Below are 22,834 nucleotides of genomic sequence, written 5' to 3' on the forward strand. Positions count from 1 at the left end.
GACCACGGTCGGTCAGGTCTCCCGTGACGACGAAGGCCTCGAGTTCCGGATGAGCCGCGGCGCTCCTCCCGGCGCTGCGCGCCGGGAGACGGAGCGGGTCGCTGCGCTCCCCGCCAGGGAGCCGCTACGCGGCTCGCGGTGGGTCACCCCAGGCAGCCGTCGAGCGGGTCGCTGCGCTCCCCTCGAAACCGAAATAACCGACACACCAACATAATTCAGCGCCACCACCGCAGCACCCCCGAACCCGAACGAGAGACGGGGACGCGCTGCGCGCGCCGCAGTCCGGCCCGCCCCGTCGCTCTCAACCCGTCCCGATGTCATGCACCAATGATATACCACCGCCCCGACAACGCCAAAACGCGACACGACACCACCAGAGCCGAAATCACAACGCCCACAACCAAACACGAGAAAACAGCCCAAAACAGCCACGCAAAGACGCCGAACCCACCAACACCACAACAGCATTCAAAACATCCGTTGCGGCACAACACAATTCAAAATCCGCACCGAGCACCCGCCGACCCCTCCCCACCGCGCCCGATCACCCCACCGAACACCCCCACCACCAGCACCGGCACCGGCACCGGCACCACACCCCACACACCCCAACACGCCGCCAACCCCACAACAGCACCGACACCCGGGGCTGTGCAGGGGCCAAGCAAGCCAGACCTTGGTGCTACGGACGATGCTTCGCCGCACCGCCAGTTACGGCGGCACGATTGACTCAACGGGCCAGCGGATGTGGCAGGTCCCCGATATTCGGGCCGTGTGGTCTTAGAGCCACGTTCTGATTGATTCAGTCAATCTCGCAACCCACTGGTTGGTGCGTGTGGGTGCATCGGGCAGCGTACTCGGCCGGAGTCAGATAGCCGAGAGACGAGTGGCGATGTCGGTGGTTGTGGTCGTCCTTGAAGTCCCCGATCACGACTCTCGCTTCGAGCAGATTCGTCCAGTGGTTCCGGTTGAGGCATTCCCTTCGCAGCCGGTTGTTGAATGATTCGATGTGGCCGTTAATCCACGGAGTACCCGGCGGAATGTACGAGATCCCGATCCGGTCACCGCAAAACCGTTGCAATGCAACCGATATGAACTCCGGACCATTGTCCATGCGCAGCACCCGCGGCGGACCACCCCACAACGCGAACGCCTTGTCGAGCTCGGCGACGAGCCGAGTCGCCGTGATCGACCGTTCCACGATGTTCAGCACCGACAGCCTGGTGTGCTCGTCGAGCATCGACGCGATCTTCACCGCCTTCCCGTCGACGGTGGAGTCGAACTGGAAGTCCAATGCCCACACCACTTTCGGTGCATCGGCCTCGATCTGCGGGACCGAGCTCAGGCCGGCGCGCTTGCGTGGGTGATGGATGCGGACCTGCAGGCCTTCCTCCCGCCAGAGGCGGTGCACCTTCTTCTTGTTGACGTGACGGTGCTCGTCGTGGCGCAGGTTCGCCCATGCACGCCGGAACCCGTGCACCGGGTGCGTGGTGGCGTAGGAACGCAACCAGGCCCGCAGTTCGGCGTCAGGATCGGCCGGTGTCAACGCCACCGGCGTGCGTTGGTACGTCGATCGGGCGAGCCCAACGGCTTTGCACGCCGCCCGTTGCGAGATGCTCATAGTCGAGACGAGCATGTCCACGGCGCGGCGTCTGGCCGCTGGGCTCAGAATTTTCCCTTCGCGACCTCGCGCAGCGCATCCTTCTCAAGCTCTGCCTCGGCGAGCAGTCGCTTGAGTCTGCCGTTCTGTTCCCGCAGTTCCTTGAGCTCCTTCGCTGCGTCGGTGTCCATTCCTGCGTACTGGCGGCGCCAGTTGAACAGTGTCGCCGGCGACACCTCGAGCGCGGCGGCGATCTCCTCGGAGGTCTTGCCCGCCGCGGAGAGTTCGTCGCTCCGGCGCAGCTTGCGAACGATTTCCTCTGCGGAATGCCTCTTCCGTCCAGCCATGATCTCTATCGTCCTTCCGGCTCCGAAGTGGAGCAACAGGACTCTAGAACCGCATGGTCTCATTCATGGGGAACATGCCAGATGCGCCAAATGTAGATAGCCTGGTCATCGACGTTGTTTCGTTCCGGCGCCATAGGAGGCGACCGTGTTCTCTACGATCTGCGCAAGAACACCCGATCGGACAGGGCTGCACCGATACAACCGTGAACCTCATAAACCGCGCGGCCGGCAGCACCCGCCCGAAACGGTCCAAACTAGCTACCAACCAGGCGTTGTGGAGGGCGGCCGAAGGTGAGCTGTCGAGGGGGCTGCCTGATCCTAGGGACCTTCTTATCGGGCCCCGGAGATGCCATGCGTCCCGACGAACTATCTACCCTTCACTCTGCTGCGCCACCTGCCCGACGGTCACTCCGCCGAACATGTCAACGCCGCGATGGCCGCCAGGATTCGAGAACTACCCGCCGCGCTGGCCCGCTCGATCACCTAACGAACCGCGAGACGCTCGACTGGCATACTCCAGCCGAGCGTCTCGCAGTGTTGCTCGTTGCGACGACCGCATGAATCCGCCTCATCGAAGTTCGTCAGATTCCGTCCGCCGGGTCTCGGTCTCGACTTTCAGTGATGGTTTGGATGCTTCCGCCATGTCCGGACCCGATAGCTGATTCCACATCGCGTCGACCATGGGCTGCAGGAACAGGTGTCCAAGTTGACGAATCATGAGGCCTATCACCTGCTCCGCCTCAGATTTGCTGGTGGAGGCGATCCCCGCCATGCGCAACTTGGCCACCTCGTTGCGACTCAGTTCTGTCAGGCGCGCAAGCAGTTTACCCTCGCCCGCCGCCAGGTCGAGCAAGGCGCGTCTTAGATAGTTGACGACCGGTGGATGGTCCTCAAGCATTGTCCGGACTGCCTGATCTCGAGCCGCCGCCACCTCAGCGGGCATACCGTCGCGGGGAGTGTCAGCGAGAGCCTGCGCGTGATAGTCGACTATCAGTTGCTCGACAGCGTTTCGCAGTCCGTCTTTAGTCTTGAAGTGGTGCTGAACCAGTCCGACGGTCACGTTGGCGGCCGCCGCGACAGCTCGCATCGATACGCGGTCTTCGCCTCGTTCGGCATATAGATCCAGAGCCGCATTGCGGATCTTCGCTTTCGCTGTGAGGTCGTTGAAGCTCGCGCGCGGGTCCGTCACGGCATTTCACCCTTCATGAATCGCGATTATACGGATCACACCAACCGCTTTACATCTGGCTCAATAACTGTACAGTAGTACAGCGACGAAGGGAGTGGCTGTTGTCACAGGATTTGCCGCTGTCGGGCGTGCGGGTGGTCTCGGTCGCCGTCAATCTGCCCGGTCCACTCGCAGCTGCGCGGCTGTGTGAACTCGGAGCGGAAGTGATCAAGGTAGAGCCGCCGACGGGCGACCCGCTGGCCTCGATGGCGCCGCAGTGGTACCAAGATCTCGCGTCCGGCCAGACTGTGGTCAGGCTGGATCTCAAAAGCGCGGAACAGCGAGCGGCGTTCGAGATCGAACTCTCGTGGGCGGATGTACTCATCACCGCCATGCGGCCATCAGCGTCTGCCCGCCTGGGTCTTGACAAGCTCCCGCAGCAATTTCCGGCGCTGTCTCTCGTCGAGATCGTCGGCCACGACGGAGAATTCGTTGAGGTGCCTGGCCATGACCTGACATACCAGGCGGCGCACGGAACCCTGACTCCGCCGACCATGCCAACGGTGCCGGTAGCCGACGTTGTCGGTGCGGAGCGGGCGGTTTCGGCCGCGCTGCTAGCGCTGATGGGCCGTGCGCGGACAGGCCGGGGAGAGTGCCGGCGCATCGTCCTCGAAGAGGCCGCTGCTGACGCAGGAGCGGCTGTCCGATACGGACTGATGGGCCCCGGCACGCCACTGGGTGGGGCGATACCCAGCTACGGGATCTATGCCAGCGCAGATGGACACGTGGCGCTCGGTGCACTGGAGCCGCACTTCCGGGACCGTGCACTCGCACTGCTCGGCGCGAAGCACCGGCAGGACCAACTGGCGAGCGCGTTTGTCACTCGCACCACCGCCGATTGGGAGGGCCTGGCCGCAGACGCGGACATCCCGCTCGTCGGCATCTACATGCAAGCAAAGGGAGAGCCCGCATGAGCATCCGAGAAGCGGTCATCGTCGACGCCGTCCGCACGCCCGTCGGCAAGCGCGGCGGTGCGCTAAGTCAGTGGCACCCGGTCGATCTACTCGGCCACACGCTACGAAACCTGATGGACCGCAATGATATCGATCCCATGCTGTTGGACGATGTTATTGCGGGCTGCGTGCTGCAGCATGACCAGCAGTCTTCGAATATCGGTCGGCACGCGGTGCTCTCGGCGGGACTCCCCGAGTCGGTTCCAGCCGTTACGGTCGACCGGCAGTGCGGATCCGGCCAGCAGGCCGTTACCTTCGTGGCGCACGGCGTCATGGCGGGCGGCTACCGACTGGCGATCGCGTGCGGCGTCGAGTCGATGTCGCAGGTGTCGATGCCTTCCGCGTTCCAGCCCGGTGCACCCCTGGGCCCGCAGTATGGCCCGCTCGAGCTGGCCCGCTACGACGGCGCACTGTTGGCGCAGGGGCCCTCGTCCGAGCTGATGAACTTCCAGTTCAACCTGAGCCGAGAGGACCTGGACGCGTTCAGCATCCGCAGTCACGAGCGCGCGCTCGCCGCAACGCGTGCTGGACGCTTCCGGGCGCAACTGGTGCCGATCACCGCCGACCCGCACGATCCATCCGGCCCGGTGATCGACGCAGACGAGGGCATTCGCGAGCATCTCGATCCGGCCAAGATCGCTTCGCTGCGCGCAGCATTCACCACAGACGGCCGCACCACGGCCGCGAACTCCTCCCAGCTCAGCGACGGGGCAGGCGCGCTGCTGATCGCGGACCGGGAGTTCGCCGCCGAGCACGGCCTGCGGCCCCGAGCCCGGTTCCGTGCGCTGACGGTGGCAGCGGCCGACCCCGTCGTGCAGTTCACCGCGGTACTCGACGCGACCCACAAGGCCCTCGCCGCCGCCGGGCTGGCCGCCGCGGACATCGACCTGTTCGAGGTCAACGAGGCCTTTGCCGGCGTCCCGCTGATGTTCCAGCGCGAGTTCGGCATTGACGACGACAAACTCAACGTCAACGGCGGCTCCGTCGCGCTCGGTCACCCGCTCGGGTCCACCGGCGCGCGGATGCTCACCGACCTGCTGTGCGAGCTGGAGCGAACCGGCGGGCGATACGGCCTGCAAACCATCTGCGAGGCCCACGGCACCGCCAACACCACCATCATCGAACGAATCTGAGAGGTACGCCATGACTACCGAGATCGTCAAGGGATTGCCGTCGACGCACGGTGACAGCTACCAACTCAACACCACCAGCCTGATCCGGCACGCGGCCCGCACCTATCCGGAGCAGGAGATCGTCTTCCGAACCCCGGATGGTGGCTGGGACCGCTACTCCTACGCCGACGCGTACAGCCGAATCAAGAGGGCCGCCAACGCGCTCGCCCGCCTCGGTGTCGGCCCCGCAGACGTAGTTGGAATCCTCGATTGGAACAGCAAACGGCATTTCGAGCTGTACTGGGCGATCCCGGGCCTGGCCGCTGCGATGCTGCAGATGAATCTGCGGCTGTCGCCAGAGGACCTCGGCCACGTCGCCACACACAGCGGGGCCTCGGTGGTGCTGGTTGATGAGAGCCTGCTACCCATCGCCGAGGCCCTCGCCCCGCACGCTCCCGGGGTGCGGGCATGGGTGGTGATGACGGACAAGCCGATGTCCTCGATCAACACCAAGCTGCCGAACACTCATCACTTTGAGGATCTGATGGCCGCTGCCGATAGTGAGATCGACTGGCCGACAGTTGACGAGACTTCCACCTATAGTGCCTGTTACACAACCGGTACCACGGGCCGTCCCAAGGGCGTCTTCTACTCGCACCGCGGCATCTACCTGCACTCGATTTCTCTCGCCGCGACCATCAGCATGCGCAGCGACGACTGCGTCATGCTCATCACGCCAATGTTCCACGGCCAGTCCTGGGGTCTGCCGCAGGCCGCCGTCTACGTTGCTGCGAAGATCGTGCTTCCCGGCCGGTACCTGGCCGAGGACACCAAGGTGCTGGTCGACGAGATTATCGCCGAGCAGGTGACGGTCGCCAACGGCGCGCCCGCGATCTTCCAGCCGATGATGGACTACATCAAAACCCTCGCAGTCGCCCCTGACCTCAGCCGCGCGCGACTGCTCTCCGGCGCCACCGAGCCCGCGCTGTCGCTCATGCGCGACTTCCGCGAGATCGCTGGCGCGGACGTCATCCACGCCTATGGCGCTACCGAGACCACGCCGATCGTCACGGTGAACGGTCCGGTCAAGCCTTCTCTGCGCGGGGTGCTCTCCACTGAGGAGGCGTGGGACCTCAAGCGTTGCCAGGGCCTTCCCGTCTCTGGCATCGACATCCGGATCGTCGACGCCGCAGGCAAGGATCTACCTCACGACGGGGCAAGCCAGGGCGAGATCCTGGTACGGGGGCCGTGGATCACTGAGCGGTACCACAAGCTCGCCGACGACGGCGGGCACTTCCTCGACGGCTACTGGCGGACTGGGGATGTCGGGAGGATCGACAAGAACGGCTACCTCAAGCTCACTGACCGCATCAAGGACGTCGTCAAGAGCGGCGGCGAGTGGATCTCCTCGATCGACATGGAGAACGCGATCATGGGCCATCCGAAGGTTCAGGAGGTGGCTGTCATCGGCGTCGACCACCCGAAGTGGCAGGAGCGCCCAGTCGTGCTTGTCGTCACTGTGGACGGGGCGGAGCTCACGCTCGAGGAGATCAACAGCGTTCTTGCCGGCAAGTTCGCGAAGTGGCAGCTGCCGGACACAGTCCTGTTCGTCGACGCGCTGCCCCGCACCAGTGTCGGCAAGCTCGATAAGAAGGCGATGCGCGCCGAGCACGCCGATATCTACAAGGAGGCCTAGTCATGAGCGATGTCCTGGTGTCGTCCCGCAAGGGCCCTGTCGTGGTGCTGGCGCTCCACCGGCCTCAGGCGAAGAACGCACTCAACGAGGAGTTGTTGTCCGCACTCAACGCTAAGTTGGATAGCATTCGCACCGACGACGCGGTTCGCGCAGTAGTCCTGACCGGCTCCGACGGGGTCTTCTGCGCCGGCGCGGACATCAGCGCCTTCGACCAGATCCGCGCCGATTCGCTGCTCGGCGAGCGAAAGGCACTGGGCGGCAAGATCTGGGCTGACCTGGGCACCTTCCCGAAGCCGGTGATCGCCGCAGTGGAGGGCCTGGCTCTCGGCGGCGGCTGTGAGCTGGCGCTGGCGTGCGACATTGTGATCGCGGGCGAATCGGCCGAGTTCGGGGTGCCCGAGGTCAAGCTCGGGGTGATTCCAGGTGGCGGCGGCACCCAGCGGCTGGTCCAAGCCATCGGCAAGTCGAAAGCTATGGCGATGTTGTTGACCGGCGACTCCCGCTCGGCCCAGCAGGCCTGTGCCGCGGGACTGGTCGCCGAGGTGGTCACCGACGGCGAAGCGGGCGCCCACGCCCTCGCCATGGCACAGCGCATCGCGAAGAATTCGCCACTCGCGGTTGCCCTGGCCAAGGATGCCGCACTGCGCGCGTTCGAGACGTCTCTGTCTCAAGGCCTCGAGCATGAGAGGCGCAATTTCCACGTGTCCGTGCACTCCGCAGACAGCCACGAGGGCCAAGCGGCCTTCCTGCGCAAGCGCACACCCGAGTTCACCGGAAGGTAGAAATTATGAGCAAGTTGTTCCCCGAATACCGCTCCCCGTGGGAGACCGAGGATCAGGCAGCACTACGGACGCACGCGGCCGAGTTCTTCAGAAGGGAAGCCACCCCCAACCAGGAGCGTTGGGCCGAGAATCATCAGATTGACCGTGACTTCTGGACAAAGGCGGGCTCCGCCGGACTGCTGTGCCTGGGGCTTCCAGATGAGTTTGGCGGGGGCGGAGGCAATTTCGGACACGAGGCTGTCGTCCAGCAGGAGTTGGCCCTGGCCCACGACACAGCCTTCGGATTCAACGTGCATTCAACGATCGTCGCCCATTACATCTCCGCCTATGCCACCGACGAGCAGAAGAGACGGTGGATCCCCAAGATGTCCAGCGGCGAGATGGTGATCGGCGTCGCGATGACCGAGCCCGGTACTGGGTCCGACTTGCAGGCTGTGCGCACGACCGCGACCCGGGATGGCGATGAGTACGTGATCAACGGGTCCAAGACCTTCATCTCCAACGCGTCTCACTGCGACCTGCTTGTTATCGTCGCGAAGACCGACCCCAAACTCAGGGCCAAGGGAATCTCGCTGTTCGTCGCCGAGACCGAGGGACTCAAGGGGTTCGAGCGAGGCCGCGTGCTGCAGAAGATCGGCCAGCACGGTCAGGACACGCGAGAGGTCTCCTTCACCGACATGCGTGTGCCCGCAGAGAACCTGCTCGGCGGCGTAGAGGGCAAGGGCTTCATCCAGCTGATGGAGCAGTTGCCGCGAGAACGCCTCATCATAGGTGTGGCTGGCATCGCGATGGCCGAGGCCGCGGTACTTGAGACCGTCAAGTACGCCAAAGAGCGGCTCGCTTTCGGCAAGCCGATCCTGGACTTCCAGAACACCAAGTTCGTGCTCTCGGAATGCAAGACGGACGTCCTCGCCGGTAAGACGCTGATGGACTATTGCATCCAGCGTTACATCGACGGCACCCTCGATCCAGCGACGGCTTCGATGGCCAAGCTGTGGGGAACCGACAAGCAAGTCGAGATCATCGACCGCTGCCTACAGGTCTTCGGCGGCTACGGCTACATGATGGAGTACCCGATCGCCCAGATGTACGCCGCGGCACGGGTACAGAAGATCTACGGCGGAACCAACGAGATCATGAAGGAACTCATCGGTAGGTCGCTGTGATCGCAGCTGCCAGACCATCGGCGCACAGACGGGCGACATCGGCCGTACCACGGCGCTCGCCGCGGGGTCACTCGAGACCGTCCCCAGGACTAACGATCGACAGGCCGTGCGGGTCGCCCACTTTTTCGGCGCAAGCCACAGGAGTGGCATCGTGGACCAATGCTCGTCGCCGAACATTGGCACATCGAACGTGACGCGATAAGTTTGGGCGGCTACCAGGTCGCCGCCTGCACCGTCGACCGACTCATGAGCGCCGAGGGCCTGTCCGGTGTCGTCCGCGGCCGCCGGCACCGGACCACGCTCGGCGGCAAGGACAGTCGGAGAGCGCCAGACTTGCTCGATCGGGACTTCACCGCCGAGGCGCCGAACCGGAAATGGGTCACCGACTTCACCTACTGCCGAACGTGGGCCGGGTTCGTCTACGTGGCGTTCGTGATCGACTGCTTCTCCCGCACGATCGTCGGCTGGCACGCATCGAGCGTGAAGGACACCCCCATGGTCACCACGGCGTTGAAGATGGCGTTGGGGCGCCGCGACCACGGTGGCCATGCCGTGGCCGACGGGCTCATTCATCACAGCGATGCCGGCAGTCAGGACGGATTCAATCGGTCGTCGCAACACCTCAATCACGGAGGTGCGCGATGGGGGGTGGTGGGAAGCAGATGCCGGAGGCGCCGTCGGGTGCGCGGCGGCAGTGGGCGGCGGATCGGGCGTTGCAGCCACCGATGCGATCGCCGGGCCCGTCGCGTGCGGTGCAGCGGGATTTCTGGCGGCGGATCGCCTCTGGCGTGACGACGTTGCAGGCGGCGGACGCTGTTGGCGTGTCATGGCCGGTCGGCTCCCGCTGGTTCCATCACGCTGGCGGGATGCCACCGATCAGTCTGGACGACCCCACGGGCCGCTACCTGTCATTCGCCGAACGCGAGGAGATCGCGCTCTACTGCGCGCCCAGGACTTCGGGGTCCGAAAGATCGCCCGCCGAATTGGCAGGTCCCCGATAGTCGGTCCACCCGGTTCCAGAGCCAGGTTGTGATTGATACCGATCTCAGGCGATCTCACAGCCCACCGGCAAGTACCGGTGACTGCATCGGGCAGCGTACTCGACCGGGGTCAGGTAGCCCAGGCACTCCCGGCGCAGTCGGTTGTTGAGCGACTCGATGTACCCGTTGTTCCACGGCGTCCCAGGCGGGATGTACGCCAACCCCACCCTTCCCGCGCAGAACGATTGCAGCGCTTGGGAAATGAACTCCGGTCCGTTGTCCATCCGCCACACCCTCGGTGAGCCACCCGCCGCCGCGAAACACGCTTCCAACTCCCGGGTGAGTCGTTCGGCAGTGATCGACCGCTCCACAATGTTCAGCAGCGACTCACGGGTGTGCTCGTCGATCATCGACGCGATCTTCACCGACTTCCCGTCGACCGTGGAATCGAACTGGAAGTCCAATTCCCACACCATCTTCGGTGCGTCCGACTCCACCGTCGGACACGACGAGATGCCCGCTCGTTTGCGGGCACTGTGGACCCGTCGCTGCAGGCCCTCCTCCCGCCACAGGCGGTGCACCTTCTTCTTGTTCACCTCCCGGTGCTCGTCAAAGCGGAGCGCCGCCCACGCGCGCCGGAACCCGTGACACGGATAGCCCTTCGCATACGTCCGCAGCCATGCCCGCAGGCCGGCGTCCGGGTCGGCCGGCGTCTGTGCGAGCGGGATCCGGCGGTAGGTGGAGCGGGCGAGCCCGACCGCCTTGCACGCGAGCCGCTCGGACACGCTCAGCACCTCTTTGAGCATGTCGACGGCACGGCGCTTGGCGTCCGGGCTCAGAATTTTCCCTTCGCCACCTCTCGCAGGGCGTCCATCTCCAGTTCGGCCTCGGCGAGCAGTCGCTTGAGCCGGCTGTTCTGTTCCCGCAACTCGCGTAGTTACTTGGCGGCGTCGACGTCCATGCCGCCGTACGAGCGGCGCCAGTTGTACAACGTCGCCGACGACACCTCGAGGTCGGCGGCGATCTCGTCATTCGTCTTGCCAGCGGCAGCGAGTTCGTCCGCACGGCGCAGTTTGCGCACGATGTCCTCTGCGGAGTGCTTCTTCCGGCCAGCCATGTGTTTCATCGTCCCTTCTGACCCGATTCTGGGCCACAGGACTCTAGAACAGGGCGAACTCATTCACCGGGGACACGCCAGAATCGGACTCGACCCGGGAACGATTTCACGTGAGCTGCGCCGCAACGCGGCGACCCGAAGCGGATAGCAGGTCCCTGGCGGCGCAGTGGAAGGCGCAACAGGCCGCCAACGTCCGAAGGTTGCGAAGCTGGTGGGCAGCGATGCGTTGCGCGAGTACGTGCAGGAACGGCTCGCCGGCAACGTTCGGCACGATGAAGTGGGTCGACTGGTTCAACAGTCGCCGGCTCCACAGCACCCTCGGCTACATCACGCCCGAAGAGTTCGAGGCGATCCACTCTCCAACCGGAGTTGTCGCCAGCATAGGAGCGGCAAGGAACCCGGCACGGTTCAGGGTGCCGCGATCGGTATGGAAGATCACTGCTCGGGACGCTGGCCCTTCATGGCCACCGTCATCGCCCGTACATCCTCGACTGAGATCGGCGCGCATCGAGGTCGACCGCCTCTTTGTCGATCGCCGGTACGGCTACTACAAGACCCAATCGTTTCGCGACATGCGCGATAGGACGTCATCGCACCACAGCGTCCAGATCCTCGAAGACGACGTCAGCGCCTGGTGTGGAACGCGAACCCGAAACCCTTCGTGTGGACCAAGACCGCGGATGTGATCCGCGGCCTACTGCACCCGAGTCAATAAAACAATCAATGACTCAGGACACTAGAAGCCTTCCCCCTCCGACGCTTCGCCCTGCCGCGCGTCTGCCCGGTAGGCAGTGGGCGACAGCCCAAACTGCAGTTTGAACGACCGGGTGAAATGGCTGGCATCTGAGAACTGCCAGCGTGCCGCAATAGAGGAGATAGACAGATCCGTTGCCGCCAGATCCGCCCGGGCGCGGAGGAGGCGGCGCCTCCGAACCGCACTCCCCAAAGTTTCGCCAGTCTCGGCGAACACCCGATGAACCGTGCGGACCGACACCGCATGTGCGGCCGCGACCTCCGTCGGGGTGATGTGGAGCCTTGCCAGGTGTTGGTCGATCCACCGGTCCATTGATGTCCTCAGCGCCGGAATGGTTCCGCTCACCGGCAGATCGGTTCCGGGCCTCAATGCGCCCTCGATCAGCTCGAGTGTGGCGTTGCGCGCCGATATCGTTGCCTGCAATGAGAGCTGCGGCAGTGCGACCCAGAGCGAATCGAGATAGCTCATCAGCAGTCGCGCGGCGGGCGAGCTAACGAATCTGTCCCCCTGAGGGACGACGGCTTGCATTGGTTCGAATACCCGCTCGGGGATCATCAACAGCCGCTTGCGGAGGTTGCGCTGGATGTCGAAGCGCGCGGCGCGGGTGGAGTCCCATAGGAGCGCGTCGCCCGGCCGCAGCGCCGTCCTCGTGCCGCCCTGCGCTACCACTTCCTCACCGCGCTCGATCATCAACAAGATCATGTACCGCTGATCGCTGTCGGCGATCGTGCTGGTCGTACGTGCCGCCGACGAGCGGCCGCACTGAAGATCGACGAGTGCCAGCTCCGCGATCCACCGACGGCGCAGGTACTCGCGATGGAACGGGGCCTCAGGGGCGACCGCACCCATCGCCAGCGAGAAGCCGAACGCTGAGGTTGCCGATTCCCATTGGGTCGCGCGATCGGTCGCTGAAATGCTCTCCACGTCGAGCGCTCCGGTAGTCAACAAACGAGTTACCTCCGCATGTCCTGCCATCGATCCTCGCGCCAGTCGTCGGAGCTAGGGCACACAGATTGTCCGATCCGGTATGGCGTGCTCGTTCAGTCAACTGGCGCTGTCGTACAAGCGTACAGGAATGTGACTCAGCACACTCGATAGCGACCGAGGCTGATGCCCACACCTGGACCGATAGGGAAACCATGAGGACGACCACCTGTACAGCTCCGAGGAGCGAACCATGACCGGAGCATCGAACACGGCGGACCCAACGATGTCGACCGAGACACGTACGGCGGCATGGGCATCCGAGGCAGCACGACATGTGACAACCAAGCGCACGGAGGACTCCATGCTCGAATACGACTCGTTGTTCATCGGCGGCAAGCTCGCCGCAACTGCATCTACATCGGTGATCGAAATACACTCTGCGGCAACCGAAGAGCTGATCGGCCGCACGCCCGAGGCGTCGCCGGCTGACGTCGATGCAGCCGTCGGTGCCGCCCGCCGCGCCTTCGACGACCCGAAAGGTTGGTCGACATGGGAGCCTCGGGCGCGGGCCCGGGTCCTTGAGCAGTTCGCAACCGAGCTCGAGGCGCGCGCCGACGAGATCACCCGACGGGTCTCGCAGCAGAACGGAATGCCCATCACGACCGCGGCGATGCTCGAGTCCGCGCTCCCGGCAACCGTTTTCCGCTACTACGCGGATCTCGTCCGCATCACCGACGTCGAGGAAACCCGTCATGGGCTCCTCGGCGGACGCGCGCAGGTTCGCCGGACACCCCTCGGCGTCGTCGCGGCAATCGTGCCGTGGAACTACCCCAACCTTGTGACGGCATTCAAGATGGCTCCTGCGCTCGCCGCCGGATGCACGGTGGTGCTCAAACCGAGCCCCGAGACGGTCCTCGACTCGTACGTGATGGCTGAGGCCGCGCAGAGCGCCGGCATCCCTGACGGCGTGATCAACATCGTGCCGGGTGGTGCGAGTACTGGCTCCTACCTCGTGTCCCACCCGGGGGTCGACAAGGTGACCTTCACGGGATCGACCGCCGTCGGCCGGCAGATCGCCGCCACGTGCGGCGATCTGCTGCGCCCGGTGACGCTCGAGCTCGGCGGCAAGTCGGCCGCGATCATTCTCGACGACGCCGATCTGATGTCGAACCTCGAAGGGCTCTTCCAGATCGCACTGCTCAACAACGGGCAAACCTGTGTTGCCAACGGACGCATCCTCGTACCGCGCTCACGGTACGAGGAGACCCTCGACGTGCTCTGCGCGCTCGTATCCGGCGCCTCTGTCGGCGATCCCCTCGACCCGCAGACACAGATCGGCCCCCTCGTTTCGGCGCGCCATCGTGCTCGTGTCGAGGGTTACATCGCCAAGGGCGTCGAAGAGGGTGCCCGACTCGTCACAGGCGGTGGACGACCTCGGGAGCTAGCCAAGGGGTGGTTCGTCGAACCCACGCTGTTCGCGGATGTCGGCCCCGAAAGCACGATCGCCCAGGAAGAGATCTTCGGGCCTGTGCTCGCCGTGATCCCGTACGACGACGTCGACGACGCAGTTCGGATCGCCAACAACACGAAGTACGGTCTCGCGGGCACTATCTGGACCTCGGACGAGAAGCGAGGCGAAGAACTGAGCCGCCGGGTCCGCTCCGGAACCGTCGGTATCAACTACTTCATGCTCGACCCGGTCGCACCGTTCGGCGGGATCAAGGCAAGCGGACTCGGGCGCGAACTCGGCCCCGAGGGACTCGACGCCTGCCTGCAGACCCAGTCCGTGTACTTCGCTACCACCTAGAGAAGAAACTCATACCCGCCCGGTCGGCACCGACGTGTCGACCGGGCGGTGCTCTGTCCGCACCTCGATCTGCATCGACGACCAGAACGACTCCATCATCGTTCCTTGCCGGATGCGCTTGTTGGCCTTCGCCAGCGCCGCGCTCTCTAGGGTCGCGACCCCGGGGCGCTTGCCGCGGTCGATCTGGTCCTGGCGAACCCAGTTGTGCAGAGCACCAGCGCTGATGCCGAGCTCCGTGGCAGCGGTGGTGATCGGTTTGCCGGCACGGACGAGTGCGACGGCCCGGAAGCGGAACTCCGGCGGATACGGTCGGGGCATTGATCGAAGCCTCTCAGCAGGGCTCGATCTTCACACCGAAATGGGTAAGAAGCCCTGGGGCAGGTCGGCGAGTCAACCGAAGTGGGGACAGTCCCGAACGTGGCGCGGACATTCAGCCAGATGGCACTGTCGTTCAATCCTACCGAAATGTGACGCAACACAATCGACTGTGACCGGGGTCAATGCCCATTTACCTAGATCGATAGGGACAACCATGAAGATGAACGCCGCCGTGCTCTGGGGCTCACACCAGGACTGGAGCGTCGAGGAAGTCGAACTCGACGGACCCAGGGAACGCGAAGTTCTCATCCGCTACGTCGCCGGCGGCCTCTGTCACTCCGACGACCACGCACGTACTGGCGACATGCCCATCGCCCTGCCCACCGTCGGCGGCCACGAAGGCGCTGGCGTCATCGAGGAAGTCGGCCCCGGCGTAACCAGCCTCGCACCGGGCGATCATGTCGTCTGCTCATTCCTCCCTGGCTGCGGTCGCTGCCGGTGGTGCGCGACCGGACATTCTAATCTCTGCGACATGGGCGCCCACATCCTCGGCGGCACCATGCTCGACGGCACATACCGCCGCCGTGCCCGCGGCCAGAACGTCGGCGCCATGTCACTCCTGGGTACCTTTGCCGAGTACGGCACGGTGCATGAGGAATCCGTCGTCAAGATCGATGACGACCTCCCTCTCGACCGTGCGGTTCTCCTCGGCTGCGGCGTCACCACCGGCTGGGGATCGGCCGTCAACAGCGCCGAAGTCCAACCCGGCGACACCGTCGTCGTCATTGGCTGCGGCGGCATCGGATCAGGCGCCATCCAGGGCGCCCGTATCGCCGGCGCCGAGAACATCATCGCTGTCGACATCGTCGACACCAAGAGGGACATCCTCCTCGGCCTCGGCGCAACTCACTTCTGCACCAGCTTCGAAGAAGCCACCGCCCTCACTGCCGATCTCACCCGCGGAGTCATGGCGGACTCCGCTATCCTGACGGTCGGAGTCGTCACCCGGGACATGATCGGACAGACCCTCGAACTCGTCCGCAAGGCCGGCACCGCAGTTCTCACCGGAATCGCGCCCGCCGCCGAAACCACGGCCAGCATCCCACTCATGACCTTCACCCTGCTCCAGAAGCGTCTCGTTGGGAGCCTCTATGGGGAAGCCAACGCCCGCGCCGACATCCCCCGGCTTCTCCGCCTCTACCGCAACGGTCAACTCAAGCTCGACGAAACCGTCACCACCGAGTACAAACTTGCCGACATCAACCAAGGGTATCGAGACATGTTCGACGGCAAGAACATCCGCGGAATCATCACCCACAATCATTGATCGGAAACGACCAACGTTTATCCACAACGAATGAAGGGTATGTGGATATCACAGGATCTAGCCCTGACGCGGCCGCGGGAGAAGTGGGAGGTCTACACCGTCCTCGCCGACTCGGAGACCCTCGGGTCGAGCCCGCAGCACCTCGATGGCCCGCAGAGCTCCGAGGGCGGCGTGTGCTGCGGTACTGCCGCGCCCGCCGAGGGCTCGACAGGCGAGAAGGAACCGGTTGCCGCCGGAAGCTCCTGCTGCTGAACCCCGCACGACCTCCCGTGTCGGCCGCCCCACGTCGAGGTGGCCGACACGGGTCTTCAGGGACGGCGAAGGCGGGTGGCGAGATCAGCGATGCGGACGGCGATGTCGTCGCGGACCAGTCGCATTCGCTCGATGCCGTCGATTCCTCGTTCGGATGGCTCGTCGGTGTTCCAGTTCTCGAGTGCCGTCCCGTACGGCGGCACGACCTCGGCTTCGCGGCCCAGGGTGCCGATCAGGTCGACGTCTTGAAGTAGGTCCGGGTCGATCGGTTTCGGGGTCTCGCCGGTGATGTCGACGCCGACCTCGGCCAGCACCTGCGCGGAGATGGCATTGATAGCGGTGCCCGGGTTTCGTTCCGGCGGAGTGGATACCCACGGTGTCGCCGACGGCAGCGCGCATCAGCCCGGCCGCCATCTGCGACTTGCCGCCGTTCTTCACGCACACGAACAGCACAGACGGTGTGCTCATCTTCGGATCCCTTTCAGATGTGGTGGGTCAGTCGTCGGGATCGAGTTCGGCGACCGCAGCTTTCGCTGTGCGGCCGACGCCGAGGATGGTGGCCGATCCGGGACCCGTCCAGTCGCCGTAGCCGAGCAGATGCAGCCGCGGCTCCTTCAGGGCGCGGGTGCCCACTGTCGGCACGGTGCCATCCGCGCCTCGCAGTCGTAGAGGCTGCAGATGCCCGAGCGCGGGCCGAAAACCCTTGGCCCACAGAATCACATCGGCATTCTCATAGCGGTCGCCCCAGGCGACGCCGTCGTCGGTGAGTCGATCGAACATCGGTCGCGCGGTCATCGCGCCGCGATCGCGCGCCGCGAGAACCTCCGGGACCATCACGATGTCGCCGAGAGCGGCGACACCTCCCGGGTCGGAGTGCCCGGCAGCCAGGGCGGCGGCGCGGCGGGACGCGACCTCAAACAGAACCCGCCCGTCGACACCGTCGGCCAGGAACCGCGGTGGCCGCAGGGTCACCCAGATCGTGGCCGCGGCTTCGGTGGAGATCTCGGCGACGAGCTGGGCGGCGGAGTTGCCGCCACCGACCACAACGACGTCCGCGCCGCAGAACTCGTCCGCGGTAGGCGACCAGGCCCCGCTCGGGATGTCCGGTGTCCGGTGTCCGGGTCAATGTCGCCGAGCAGATAGATCCACAGTGCGGCGTCGTCGAACTCGGCGAATACCGCGCGGGCCCATGCCTCCGGCTCGTGCGATTCCACGTGCCGGCGTGCACCTGCGCTGTCGGTGCTCGGCACGGTGACCGTCGCGACGGTCCCGGAGGCGGCGGGATCCCATCGCCCGGGCCCGACGTCGAACCGTCGGGCGCCGATCGTGACGGTGAGGGTGACGTTCTTGGTCGCGAGAGCGTCCGCGACGAAGGTGCACGTGAACGGGTCACATGAGCTGGTCACGAGCGAGGGAAACTGGTGGGTGTCGTGGATCCGGGCGGCCAGGAAGGCGCGGTCGGTCTCCATGTTGCGGAGGCCGGGTTACGCGGCTGCGCCGGAGTGCATCGCGGCGAGCGCGGTGAGCCAGTCCGCGAGGTCCTGCATGGCTGCCTCACGGTCGATGGTGGCCTGGTGCACCTCGTCCACAGGGACCGCGGGCACCTGGGTGTAGCGGGCGGCGGCAGACTTCACCGCGGATTAACGGTGTCGCTCGACACCGTAATGCCATGTCCAAGATCTGCCCGCAAAGCCTCCAACGTGGAGGAATCAAGAATCTGCTCAATGCACCGTTCCGAACCGGCGACGAACGTGCTCATCAAGTCGATGTCCGTCGACACGAACCACTCGCCGTCCGCGGGCCACCACAGATTCGGCGACTCACCAGCGAAGGTGTGGCCAGCTCTCGACAAAGAACCAAGGAAGACGTGGTAGCGCCTCCCAGAAGTCGATTCGAGACCTGGGGCGGAGCTGATCTGCGTCTCATCGAAGTTGCCTTCCCAAAAAGCGAAGTAACACTCTCGAGAGGTCGTGAACTCCGCGAGCATTGCGGCAAGCTCACGCCGCAGACCGGGTGCAAGCCTCCCGATCGCGGGCAGGTCATCGACGTAAAGTGCCGAGTCGACACCTTTCCGATAGATCGACTCCCACTGCATCTGCGGATGAACGGTGAGCCCCCCGGATACCGCAACGTCAGACCAGGACACAGATTCTGCTTCCTGGCCATTCCACACGACCGCCGGGTGGAAGATCCGCGCGTACGCCTCAAACCCACCCGGGAAAATCGAATGGACCGTGCCGGAGAAGGGCTGACCCATTCGATCCTCGATCCAGCCAGCCGGTAGACCCTGCCCATGCAAGACCTCGTCACTCCGCCACTCGCGTGTCATGACCCCATCTTGCTCGAAACAGTCACACGCGGCCGGTTGCACAGCACGAGAGATAGCCAGCCTTCGTGGTCGACAGGCTTGACGTGCGGAGCGAGGTCGCGCCGATCTCGCATACTCACCAAGCAGGAAGAACGGATCTGGCCTCGCCTTGGCGTTCGACACGCTGCCCGAACGGGCCGGGATCCTCACCCCGGCCGCCGCGATGGGCGATGCGCTCACCGAACGACTGGCCGCCGCCGACGGGTTCACCCTCGAGGTCGAGCGCGTCTAAGTCGGCCAGTTCTGCCGGATGGCAGTCACCGGGCCGTGTTGCACTTCAAGCAGTCGGCGTCGGCGATGAAGGTGGTGGAGATACCGCTGCCGGAGAGTGCGTCCAGCAGGAGATGTCGCCCTCGTCCGACGTTGAGGGGGATGTCGAGAGGCTGCCCATCCTTATCCAGGGCAACCTCGACAGCATCGGGACAGTCCCACAACGCGATCGAGTAGTCGCCGCGGTAGGCGGTCCGGTAGCGGATGCCTTCCACCTTCGTCGCAGCGGGCTGGTCCTCGTAGATGGCCTGGGCCCACTGCTGGGTCAGCTCACGGTCCTCGTTACCCGATGCGAGCGCCGGGACCGCTCCGATGGCCATCGCCGCATTGGCCTGGTCCAGATCGTAGGTGACGATCTCCCGTACCGGCCGCACCAGCGTGACCCGGAAGTTCGAGCACACATGCGCGGTTAGTGCTTCTCCGAACACCTCGCACGCCGCGGTCGCGAGATCGACCCCGAAATAGATCACCGACCGCCCGTCCGGGTCGAGCGCTTTCGCGGTGATCGGGGGCGTGTGGTGATCGAACCGGTTGAGCGGGCCGAAGGTCCGGAAGGTGACCCCGTCCGGGACGTGGGCGGTGCGGTGATAGACCCGATACCACGGTGCAGTGGCACCGTCGGCCGGCGTCCAGATCCACCGGTAGTCGGCGTCGGGGAGGGGTCTGTCGGGTTGGTCGAGCGATTTGGCCATCAGGTGGCGGCCAGGGTTTCGACGATCGCAATCACATGGTCACTGTCGCGGGCCATCTCCTGTGCGGGGGTGCGGCCGGCGAAGTTGTCGTTCGCCCGGTTCATCCACCGCGACAAGCTCACCTCGCCACCGGGGAAGGTGGCCACGAGTCGGTCCAGGTCCGGGAGGACCGGTTCCGCGTTGTCGGGGGTGAACTGCCAGGCAGGGAAACGCCATTCCCGGCCGTCCTTGAGCCCGACGAGCTTGTGCTGGGCGACCCACTCCGAGACCGTCTGCGGCGAGACACCGAGCAGGTCGGCTGCCTGCGTCCTCGACATCGACGCGCTCAGCTCCTGGCGACGGTGTTCTACCTGGAGCTTCAGGTTCGCCTGCTCGAGGGTGGCGACTTTCTCGTCCGGGATCGCCGGCCCCCACTCGTCAGCATCAGCCTCCGTAGCGTCTTCGGGCGATGAGTCGGCGGCGGGCATGTCCTGAACGAACACCAGGCCACCCGGCTGGGCGTCCGATGTGCACCGCGTCACCCACAGTGAGTAGTCATGAGGTGTGTCGGCGTGCAGGGGCCGCCGAGGTGACGGGTGTGCGTCCCGCAGCCACTCCGCCACCGCGTCGCGCCATACGGCGGCCGACGCGTCCGATGTCAGCCTCGACACGGGCATGTCCGGGCCACCCGAACGGCAGTCCACGAAGAACGACGGAGCTGTCTCCGGCAAAGCGACGACGCCGACATTCTCACCTCTGGCGGCAAACATGTAGATCAGCCGGGAGGCATCCTGCAGATCCTGCGGTGCTGATTCAGATCCCTGCGACATGAATCCACCTCCTAAACTCTGCTACCAGCATACGCAGGATATGCGGGTAACGCGCCCTATGCGGATTGTCCCGATGCAAACGGACCCTCCGGGACCGTTCAGACCACCATCTACCAGCAGTGATGACATGTCCCCTCCTCGCGAGCACGGCGCGTAGACCCTCGGCGCCCGGAATGCTGGCCACGGCGGTGCCGTTAACTACAGGTGGCAGTGCCTGCGGGTACCACCCCTTGCGTCGCTGCGAGCGACCGCGTGCCGAGAGGCCGCGATGACAGGCACTGTCACCCCAGGATCGGGAAGACCTGCACTGCGTAGCGTTCCTGATGACGGGGCCGGAGCCGTCGACACCTTATGGTGCCGGCGGCTTCTACGTCGGCGTCCCCACGTACGCCGCGCCGTCGCGCAGTTGGAACCGACAACGCCTCGCCTGCGTCCAAACAGATATGACCGAGGACGAGCGGGAGCAGATCGCCGAGCTGCACTTCGCCGGCGACCCCGCGGTGCTCGCCGAGTTGCGACGCGATCCCGAGATCTCCAGGCTTCTCGATTCACTCGATCTCGTGGTCTGGGAGCTCGATCTACTCCGCAACACCATCTGACGTGCAGTGGTCCCCGCTGACCGAGCACGCGGCGATCCGGCCGACGCCCGGACCCAGCGGGCTCAGGTCGCGGGCACGAGATCCGCGAGGCGGACCGAGAAGGGGTACTTGCCGGGCGCGTCTACGGTCGCCTCGATGATCGCGGTGCCGCCGTCTTCGACGCTGACGACGGTGAAAACGGAGACTCCTCCAGCACCGAGTCGGACCTGCTGTCCAGGTTGCATGGGGGTTCCTCTCGCTCTGTTGCAATGCTATCGACCGGCGGATCGGCGGCCGCGGCGGGCCGAAACCAAAGACTCTGACGCTATGCCCGTTTACCTGCATAGATGACACGTCCCCGCTGTCGACCTCGTCGAACTACTTCAGCCGAGCCGAAGCCCGAAATGCGGTGCGTAGCGTCTGAATCGACCAACCCCGATCCCCACGCCACTCTGGAGATGCACTGTGCCCTCGATCTTTTCTCGCCGATCGGCCCGCGACAGATCCCGCGATGGGAGAACACCGAAGGATGCCGGTGAGCGCCTGAAGGGGATGTCCGCGGCGGAGACCGCGCGCTTCTGCCGGATCGCTGAGCAGTTCGCTGTGCCCGGTCCGTTCACCGATCCGGACGAGGACGACCGTGAGCTGTGGCGGGCTGGCAAGCTCGTCCCCTGGTACATCAGCACGCTGCTCGACCACGGCAGCCACGTCGGCCCACAGGTCGATCTCGCATGCCGGGTACAGGAGCCGGACGTTGATCGCTGGGAGGCAGGGCATCTGTACCCGATGTGGGAAAACCGTCGCGCTCGCCAGGCTTCTCAACGTCCAGGTACGCGATCTCACCCACCCCGAGGCGACTCCTCGCCATCACGCCGACCGTCCGGTGCACCGACTACCTGGGCTGGCGATCCTGTCTTTCGAGCCCGTTGCGGTCGACGCGGTCACCTGACAGCGGAAGGCCCGCCCGAGACCACGGAACCCCAGGCAGGGTGTCGATCGCGTCATGGAGTTCGCAACGCCCCCCAGGAGGACACGTAGCCACACGGGTGGACCTCGTTGTGCGCGCTTCGTTGGGGAATGCCGAACGATGAAGGGAAGGGGGACGTGCCATTCCAGCAGGTAGGGGCACTCATCGTCAGGCTTCTTCTGCCGGCCGGTCCTCTCTGGCGTGCGTGGGGGTCGCTGTCCGCTCGAAGAGATCGAGCCAGCGTTCGGGTGTGGCGCGGCGTGACTCGAGCATCGACTCGAGTAGCTGTGACCGCCGCGCCCAGTTGTAGGAGTCGTTGTCCCGTCGGTGGTCGCTGGCAGCGCCGCCGCGAGTGACGTACTCGAATGGCAGATCCCAGGCTTCCTGCCCCGACAGCAGGACGACGTCGGCCGCCCCCAGCGGATCGAGGACGTAGGACACGATCTTCGGGCTCTGGCTGTACTGCCGGTACACCTTCATTCCCTGCGTTGATCCTTTGACCTGGACTTTTGCCACGCGGAACGGATCCACCTGGTAGGCCATCAGATCGGCTCCGTGGTCAACGACCGGCAGCGCCAGATACAGCTCAGCGCAGCGTGCCAGCGACAGTTCTGTGGCTGCGACGGCTGCTCGCTCTACCCGGAGATTGGTTGCTCGCATGGCTTCTTCTCCCTGTTCTCGTAGTGGCCGCCTCTACTCGCCCCGCCTCAGATCACCTCGGATCTACGCCAGGATGCTCAGCGCAGGCCCGACCAGGCACGGCAGTATGGCGACAACCGCGGAA

21 protein-coding genes and 10 pseudogenes are annotated in these 22,834 nt (G+C 65.0%); 17 read left to right on the forward strand and 14 right to left on the reverse strand.

The annotated features are described in order from the left end of the window. The coding region (locus AC1Q6C_RS31335) for a hypothetical protein (RefSeq protein ID WP_492667022.1) at positions 1 to 214 on the forward strand (214 nt) is incomplete at its 5' end. Positions 215 to 802: 588 nt separating this feature from the next. Here AC1Q6C_RS31335 and AC1Q6C_RS31340 read toward each other — a convergent pair. Beyond that, a protein-coding gene (locus tag AC1Q6C_RS31340; protein WP_156423082.1) for an IS3 family transposase occupies positions 803 to 1,950 on the reverse strand; the annotation gives its coding sequence in 2 pieces (ribosomal slippage) (positions 803 to 1,683 and positions 1,683 to 1,950; 1,149 coding nt in all). 565 nt (positions 1,951 to 2,515) lie between these two features. Next, positions 2,516 to 3,136 carry a TetR/AcrR family transcriptional regulator gene (locus AC1Q6C_RS31345; RefSeq protein ID WP_058037233.1) on the reverse strand — a complete coding sequence of 207 codons (621 nt, stop codon included), beginning with the start codon at positions 3,134 to 3,136 and terminating at the stop codon, positions 2,516 to 2,518. Between the two features lie 101 nt (positions 3,137 to 3,237). Here AC1Q6C_RS31345 and AC1Q6C_RS31350 point away from each other — a divergent pair, with 101 nt between their 5' ends. The 7 genes and pseudogenes from AC1Q6C_RS31350 to AC1Q6C_RS31380 all read left to right on the forward strand — a co-directional run. Then, positions 3,238 to 4,089, forward strand: coding sequence for a CoA transferase (locus AC1Q6C_RS31350; RefSeq protein WP_058037232.1), 852 nt, complete (start codon positions 3,238 to 3,240; stop codon positions 4,087 to 4,089). Next, positions 4,086 to 5,261, forward strand: coding sequence for a thiolase family protein (locus AC1Q6C_RS31355; RefSeq protein ID WP_058037231.1), 1,176 nt, complete (start codon positions 4,086 to 4,088; stop codon positions 5,259 to 5,261). Before AC1Q6C_RS31350 ends, AC1Q6C_RS31355 begins: the two co-directional genes overlap by 4 nt. A gap of 10 nt (positions 5,262 to 5,271) precedes the next feature. After that, positions 5,272 to 6,936, forward strand: coding sequence for a long-chain-fatty-acid--CoA ligase (locus AC1Q6C_RS31360; RefSeq protein ID WP_058037230.1), 1,665 nt, complete (start codon positions 5,272 to 5,274; stop codon positions 6,934 to 6,936). Positions 6,937 to 6,938: 2 nt separating this feature from the next. Further along, positions 6,939 to 7,718, forward strand: coding sequence for an enoyl-CoA hydratase/isomerase family protein (locus tag AC1Q6C_RS31365; RefSeq protein ID WP_058037229.1), 780 nt, complete (start codon positions 6,939 to 6,941; stop codon positions 7,716 to 7,718). A 5-nt stretch (positions 7,719 to 7,723) separates the two neighbouring features. Continuing rightward, complete coding sequence (locus AC1Q6C_RS31370; protein ID WP_058037228.1) at positions 7,724 to 8,884, forward strand: acyl-CoA dehydrogenase family protein; 1,161 nt, start codon at positions 7,724 to 7,726, stop codon at positions 8,882 to 8,884. A 219-nt stretch (positions 8,885 to 9,103) separates the two neighbouring features. Then, positions 9,104 to 9,484, forward strand: a pseudogene (locus tag AC1Q6C_RS31375) (DDE-type integrase/transposase/recombinase); the annotation flags it as partial. Between the two features lie 125 nt (positions 9,485 to 9,609). Next, a pseudogene (locus tag AC1Q6C_RS31380) lies at positions 9,610 to 9,881 on the forward strand (helix-turn-helix domain-containing protein); the annotation flags it as partial. A gap of 48 nt (positions 9,882 to 9,929) precedes the next feature. Here the strand turns inward: AC1Q6C_RS31380 and AC1Q6C_RS31385 are convergent. Further along, a pseudogene (locus AC1Q6C_RS31385) lies at positions 9,930 to 10,981 on the reverse strand (IS3 family transposase). Between the two features lie 49 nt (positions 10,982 to 11,030). On the opposite strand from AC1Q6C_RS31385, the pseudogene AC1Q6C_RS31390 reads away from it, so the two are divergent. From AC1Q6C_RS31390 to AC1Q6C_RS31400, 3 pseudogenes are all read left to right on the forward strand, one after another. Then, a pseudogene (locus AC1Q6C_RS31390) lies at positions 11,031 to 11,246 on the forward strand (IS30 family transposase); the annotation flags it as partial. Positions 11,247 to 11,250: 4 nt separating this feature from the next. Beyond that, positions 11,251 to 11,358: pseudogene (locus AC1Q6C_RS31395) on the forward strand (integrase core domain-containing protein); the annotation flags it as partial. Between the two features lie 204 nt (positions 11,359 to 11,562). Then, positions 11,563 to 11,721 (forward strand): annotated as a pseudogene (locus AC1Q6C_RS31400) (IS630 family transposase); the annotation flags it as partial. Here AC1Q6C_RS31400 and AC1Q6C_RS31405 read toward each other — a convergent pair. Then, positions 11,718 to 12,710, reverse strand: a complete 993-nt coding sequence (locus tag AC1Q6C_RS31405) for a helix-turn-helix domain-containing protein (protein ID WP_082661309.1) — start codon at positions 12,708 to 12,710, stop codon at positions 11,718 to 11,720. The pseudogene AC1Q6C_RS31400 and the gene AC1Q6C_RS31405 overlap by 4 nt on opposite strands. Positions 12,711 to 13,023: 313 nt before the next feature. On the opposite strand from AC1Q6C_RS31405, the gene AC1Q6C_RS31410 reads away from it, so the two are divergent. Then, complete coding sequence (locus tag AC1Q6C_RS31410) at positions 13,024 to 14,469, forward strand: aldehyde dehydrogenase (protein WP_058037236.1); 1,446 nt, start codon at positions 13,024 to 13,026, stop codon at positions 14,467 to 14,469. A 9-nt stretch (positions 14,470 to 14,478) separates the two neighbouring features. On the opposite strand, the gene AC1Q6C_RS31415 is transcribed toward AC1Q6C_RS31410, so the two are convergent. Beyond that, positions 14,479 to 14,787 (reverse strand): transposase, encoded by a 309-nt coding sequence (locus AC1Q6C_RS31415; RefSeq protein WP_058037223.1) that lies wholly within the window; start codon positions 14,785 to 14,787, stop codon positions 14,479 to 14,481. A gap of 214 nt (positions 14,788 to 15,001) precedes the next feature. Between AC1Q6C_RS31415 and AC1Q6C_RS31420 the strand changes: the two genes are divergently transcribed. Together AC1Q6C_RS31420 and AC1Q6C_RS31425 are read left to right on the forward strand one after the other, a co-directional pair. Next, positions 15,002 to 16,114 (forward strand): NDMA-dependent alcohol dehydrogenase, encoded by a 1,113-nt coding sequence (locus AC1Q6C_RS31420; RefSeq protein WP_058037222.1) that lies wholly within the window; start codon positions 15,002 to 15,004, stop codon positions 16,112 to 16,114. A 78-nt stretch (positions 16,115 to 16,192) separates the two neighbouring features. Then, positions 16,193 to 16,366 (forward strand): annotated as a pseudogene (locus AC1Q6C_RS31425) (ArsI/CadI family heavy metal resistance metalloenzyme); the annotation flags it as partial. 56 nt (positions 16,367 to 16,422) lie between these two features. Here AC1Q6C_RS31425 and AC1Q6C_RS31430 read toward each other — a convergent pair. From AC1Q6C_RS31430 to AC1Q6C_RS31450, 5 genes and pseudogenes are all read right to left on the reverse strand, one after another. Further along, positions 16,423 to 16,834 (reverse strand): annotated as a pseudogene (locus AC1Q6C_RS31430) (arsenate-mycothiol transferase ArsC). Positions 16,835 to 16,861: 27 nt separating this feature from the next. Beyond that, positions 16,862 to 17,443, reverse strand: a pseudogene (locus AC1Q6C_RS31435) (pyridine nucleotide-disulfide oxidoreductase); the annotation flags it as partial. Beyond that, positions 17,335 to 17,835, reverse strand: coding sequence for a hypothetical protein (locus AC1Q6C_RS31440; protein WP_058037220.1), 501 nt, complete (start codon positions 17,833 to 17,835; stop codon positions 17,335 to 17,337). The gene AC1Q6C_RS31440 and the pseudogene AC1Q6C_RS31435, both read right to left, overlap by 109 nt. 15 nt (positions 17,836 to 17,850) lie before the next feature. Then, the gene (locus AC1Q6C_RS31445) at positions 17,851 to 18,000 is read right to left on the reverse strand and encodes a hypothetical protein (RefSeq protein ID WP_156423079.1); all 150 of its coding nucleotides are present in this window, start codon (positions 17,998 to 18,000) and stop codon (positions 17,851 to 17,853) included. After that, entirely contained in the window at positions 17,997 to 18,737 is a 741-nt protein-coding gene (locus AC1Q6C_RS31450) for a hypothetical protein (protein ID WP_058037219.1), read from the reverse strand. The genes AC1Q6C_RS31445 and AC1Q6C_RS31450 overlap by 4 nt, the downstream gene beginning before the upstream one ends. 94 nt (positions 18,738 to 18,831) lie before the next feature. Here AC1Q6C_RS31450 and AC1Q6C_RS31455 point away from each other — a divergent pair. Next, positions 18,832 to 18,966: pseudogene (locus AC1Q6C_RS31455) on the forward strand (enoyl-ACP reductase); the annotation flags it as partial. A gap of 25 nt (positions 18,967 to 18,991) precedes the next feature. Here the strand turns inward: AC1Q6C_RS31455 and AC1Q6C_RS31460 are convergent. Beyond that, positions 18,992 to 19,696: an RES family NAD+ phosphorylase gene (locus AC1Q6C_RS31460; protein WP_058037218.1), complete on the reverse strand. Its 705-nt coding sequence runs from the start codon at positions 19,694 to 19,696 to the stop codon at positions 18,992 to 18,994. Beyond that, positions 19,696 to 20,505 carry a helix-turn-helix domain-containing protein gene (locus AC1Q6C_RS31465; RefSeq protein ID WP_058037217.1) on the reverse strand — a complete coding sequence of 270 codons (810 nt, stop codon included), beginning with the start codon at positions 20,503 to 20,505 and terminating at the stop codon, positions 19,696 to 19,698. The genes AC1Q6C_RS31460 and AC1Q6C_RS31465 overlap by 1 nt, the downstream gene beginning before the upstream one ends. 323 nt (positions 20,506 to 20,828) lie before the next feature. On the opposite strand from AC1Q6C_RS31465, the gene AC1Q6C_RS31470 reads away from it, so the two are divergent. After that, the gene (locus AC1Q6C_RS31470; RefSeq protein WP_156423077.1) at positions 20,829 to 21,104 is read left to right on the forward strand and encodes a hypothetical protein; all 276 of its coding nucleotides are present in this window, start codon (positions 20,829 to 20,831) and stop codon (positions 21,102 to 21,104) included. 62 nt (positions 21,105 to 21,166) lie between these two features. Here AC1Q6C_RS31470 and AC1Q6C_RS31475 read toward each other — a convergent pair whose 3' ends face one another. Next, positions 21,167 to 21,328: a hypothetical protein gene (locus tag AC1Q6C_RS31475; protein ID WP_172827000.1), complete on the reverse strand. Its 162-nt coding sequence runs from the start codon at positions 21,326 to 21,328 to the stop codon at positions 21,167 to 21,169. Positions 21,329 to 21,837: 509 nt separating this feature from the next. Here AC1Q6C_RS31475 and AC1Q6C_RS31480 point away from each other — a divergent pair. Then, positions 21,838 to 22,032: a hypothetical protein gene (locus AC1Q6C_RS31480; protein WP_156423076.1), complete on the forward strand. Its 195-nt coding sequence runs from the start codon at positions 21,838 to 21,840 to the stop codon at positions 22,030 to 22,032. A gap of 186 nt (positions 22,033 to 22,218) precedes the next feature. Here AC1Q6C_RS31480 and AC1Q6C_RS31485 read toward each other — a convergent pair whose 3' ends face one another. Further along, on the reverse strand, positions 22,219 to 22,710 hold the full coding sequence (locus AC1Q6C_RS31485) for a hypothetical protein (protein WP_058037215.1): 492 nt from the start codon (positions 22,708 to 22,710) through the stop codon (positions 22,219 to 22,221). Between the last annotated feature and the right edge of the window lie 124 nt (positions 22,711 to 22,834).

The organism is Rhodococcus sp. MT28 (assembly GCF_058792695.1).